The organism is Streptomyces rishiriensis, assembly GCF_003112535.1.
Lineage (GTDB): Bacteria > Actinomycetota > Actinomycetes > Streptomycetales > Streptomycetaceae > Streptomyces > Streptomyces rishiriensis.
Map to the genome: position 1 here is coordinate 1 of NZ_BEWA01000062.1, position 4,008 is coordinate 4,008.

Annotated in this window: 1 protein-coding gene; it reads left to right on the forward strand. The window is 71.1% G+C overall.

Annotated elements, in window-relative coordinates; all coding sequences use genetic code 11:
- Window positions 1-4,008 (forward strand): SDR family NAD(P)-dependent oxidoreductase (locus Sri02f_RS42385; protein ID WP_218029946.1); only part of this gene is annotated, 4,008 nt, incomplete at both ends.

Here is a 4,008-nt window from a genome sequence, read left to right on the forward strand (position 1 = left end):
GGATTACTGGGTGCGGCATGTGCGGGAGGCGGTGCGTTTCGCCGACGGGATCGGTGTGCTCGCGTCCGAGGGCGTGACCCGGTTCCTGGAGATCGGCCCCGACGCCACCCTCACCGCCCTCGCGCAGAACAGCCTCCCCGACGTCAGCGACGTCAGCGACGTCAGCAACGACAGCGACGACAGCGACGACAGCGACGACAGCGGCGACTCGGTGTTCGTGTCGATGCTCCGCAAGGACGGTTCCGAGCACCTGGCCGTCCTGCGGGCGATGGCGAAGCTCCACGTCGACGGCGCGGACATCGACTGGACGGCCGTGATGGGGGGCGGCACGGGCGAGGAACCCGTCGACCTGCCGACGTATCCGTTCCAGCGGCAGCGCTACTGGCTCAGCCCGAGTCAACGGTCGCTCGGCGGTCCGTCGGGTCCGACCCGAGCTTCCGTTGTGGTCGACGCGGAGTTCTGGGCTTCCGTGGCGAGCGAGGACGTGCCGACTCTCGCGGCAGGCCTCGACCTCGCGCCCGACGCGCTCGCTCCGGTCGTCCCCGCCCTCTCGAAGTGGTACCACCGACGACAGGAGCAGGCCGCGATCGACGCCCTGCGCTACGAGGTGTCCTGGCGGCCGCTGACCCGCGACGACGAGGCCCGGCCGAGGGCGGGCGCGTCCGGCACCGGGAACTGGACGGTCCTGGTCCCGTCCGACGCCGACGGCGACTCGCGGGAGATGATGAACAGCCTCGTCTCCGGACTCCGGAGGCAGGGACTCACCCCGCACCTCATCGAAGTGGACGCAGCCGACCCGGAAGCCTGCGCGGAGGCCCTGCGACTTCCCGCAGACGGGACGGGCACGTCCGACGCACCCCGACGCCCGGACGGCATCCTCTCGCTCCTCGCCTTCGCCACGTCCGTCGGACCGGCCGTGGGGGCGCTGAACGCGCTGCGCGCGCTGGCCGACTCGCGCATTCCGGGCGTACGACTCTGGGCTCTCACCCAAGGCGCCGTCGCCGTCGGCAGGACCGAACGCGTCGTTCGTGCCTCGCACAACGCCGTATGGGGGCTCGGACGCGTCGCTGCGCTCGAGCACCCGGATGTCTGGGGCGGAGCGATAGATCTGCCCGAGCGCGTCGACGACCGGACGTGCACCCGTCTCACGCACGCGCTGACGCGTTTGAAGGGCGGCGAGGACCAGATCGCCGTCCGCCCGCACGGTGTCTTCGGCCGTCGGCTCGAGCCGTCCGGGCCGTTGCCGCAGCCCGCCGTCCCCTGGAAGCCGAACGGAACGGTGCTGATCACGGGGGGCACCGGAGCTCTGGGAGCACACGTGGCCCGCTGGGCCGTGGCGCGCGGCGCCCGCGATCTGGTCCTGGTGAGCCGCAGCGCCGAAACCGCACCCGGCGCCGCCGAGCTGCGCGCCGAGCTGGAGCAGGCGGGTGCGCAGGTCACCCTGCGCGGTCTGGACGTCTCCGTGCACGCGGACCTCGCCGCCCTTTTCGCCGAGCACTCCTTCGACGCCGTCTTCCACACGGCAGGAGTGCTGGACGACGCCACGCTGCTGTCGACCGACGCAGAACGCGTCGACCGGGTCATGCGTCCCAAGACGTCGGCCGCCCACCTGCTCGACCAGCTGACCCGCGACCGGGAACTCTCCGCGTTCGTCCTCTTCTCCTCGCTGGCAGGAACACTGGGGAGCCCGGGCCAGGGCGCCTACGCCGCCGCCAACGCGGTCCTTGACGCTCTCGCCGAGCGTCGGCGCGCCGACGGCCTGTCCGCCACATCCATCGCCTGGGGGCCGTGGGCGGAAGACGGGATGGCCGTCGCGGCCGGCGACCGGCGTCGCGGCCAGGGCGCCGTGACCGCACTCGCACCTCAGCTCGCGCTGTCCGCCCTCGGGGCGGTACTGGACGCGGGCATCACCACGCAGCTCGTCGTGGACGCAGACTGGAAGCGTTTCGTTCCCGCGTTCACCACCACCCGCCCCAGCGCACTCCTCTCCCGCCTCGCCGTTCCCGTCGCCGCTTCCGGAACGGGCGGCGCCGCGAGATCCGGCGAGGCCGACGACAGCCTGCGGTCCCGGGCGGCCGGACTGTCGCGTGACAGCGGGCTGCGCCTCGTACTGGACGAGGTGCGGAAGCTGGCGGCCACCATGCTCGGATACGAGGGCGCCGAACAGGTGGGTGCGGAGCGGGCCTTCCGCGACCTGGGCGTGGACTCGCTCATCGCGGTGGAGCTGCGCAACGTCCTGGCCTCCGTGTCGGGGGTGGCTCTCCCGGCGACGGCGGTCTTCGACCACCCGACCCCGAAGGCGCTGGCCGCGTTCGTCTACGACGAGCTGTTCGGGGGCGAGGCCGCCGCTGCCGCCGCGCCGTACGGGACCACCGCGATCGCGGTGGACGAGCCGGTGGCGATCGTGGGCATGGCCTGCCGTTTCCCCGGCGACGTCGAGACCCCGGAACAGTTCTGGGAGATGCTCGCGGACGGCCGCGAGGGCATCGGTGACTTCCCCACCGACCGCGGCTGGGCTGCGCTGGAACCCGTCTACGAGCGATACGCCAACGAGGACGGCAAGGCCGCCGAATACGTCCGTCGCGGTGGTTTTCTGTCGGGTGTGGGTGGTTTCGATGCGGAGTTCTTCGGGGTGTCGCCGCGTGAGGCGTTGGCGATGGATCCGCAGCAGCGGTTGTTGTTGGAGGTGTCGTGGGAGGCGGTGGAGCGGGCGGGGATGGATCCTCGGTCGTTGCGGGGGAGTCGTGCGGGTGTGTTCGTGGGGACGAACGGTCAGGACTATCCGGCGTTGTTGAGTGTGTCGGAGGGTGACTTCGGGGGCTATGTCGGCACGGGCAACGCGGCGAGCGTCGTGTCGGGGCGGGTGTCGTATGTGCTGGGTCTGGAGGGTCCGGCGGTGACGGTGGACACGGCGTGTTCGTCGTCTTTGGTGGCGTTGCATCTGGCGGGGCAGGCGTTGCGGTCGGGGGAGTGCGACCTGGCCCTGGCGGGTGGTGTGACGGTGATGTCGACGCCGGGTGCTTTTGTGGAGTTCAGTCGTCAGGGTGGTCTGGCGGCGGATGGTCGGTGCAGGGCGTTCGGTGAGGGTGCGGACGGTACGGGGTGGGGTGAGGGGGTGGGTGTGCTGGTGGTGGAGCGGTTGTCTGATGCGCGTCGGCTGGGGCATCGGGTGTTGGCGGTGGTGCGTGGTTCGGCGGTGAATCAGGATGGTGCGTCGAACGGGTTGACGGCTCCGAACGGTCCGTCGCAGCAGCGGGTGATCCGGGCTGCGTTGGGGTCGGCGGGTCTGTCGGGGGTGGATGTGGATGTGGTGGAGGCGCATGGGACGGGGACGCGGTTGGGTGATCCGATCGAGGCGCAGGCGTTGCTGGCGACCTATGGTCAGGGTCGTGAGGCGGGGCGGCCGTTGTGGTTGGGGTCGGTGAAGTCGAATGTGGGTCATACGCAGGCGGCTGCGGGTGTGGCCGGTGTGATCAAGATGGTGCAGGCGTTGCGTCACGGGGTGTTGCCGGCGACGTTGCATGTGGGTGAGCCGTCGTCGCATGTGGACTGGTCGGCGGGGGAGGTGCGGCTGTTGACGGAGCGGCGGCCGTGGCTTCAGGAGGATGGGCGTCCGAGGCGTGCGGGTGTGTCGTCGTTCGGTCTGTCCGGGACGAATGCGCACGTCATCCTCGAACAGGCCCCGGCCGAGCCGGCAACGCCGGAGGATCGTGCGGCGGACGACGGAGCGGCGGACGACGGAGCGGTGCTGCCCTGGCTCGTCAGTGGTCACAGCGAAGAGGCTCTGCACGCCCAGGCCGCACGGTTGCTCACGATGCTCGAAGAGCGGGAGGACTCGTCGTCCCGCCGGCTGACCCGTGCGCTGGCAACGAGCCGTACCTCCTTCGGGCACCGAGCCGTCGTGCTCGCAGCCACCCGTCAGGAGCTGGCCGAAGAACTGCATGGCCTCCACCTGGGTGCGCCCGGACTGCGCACCGTCGTGGGCGAAGGACTCCGGGGCGGCCGGAC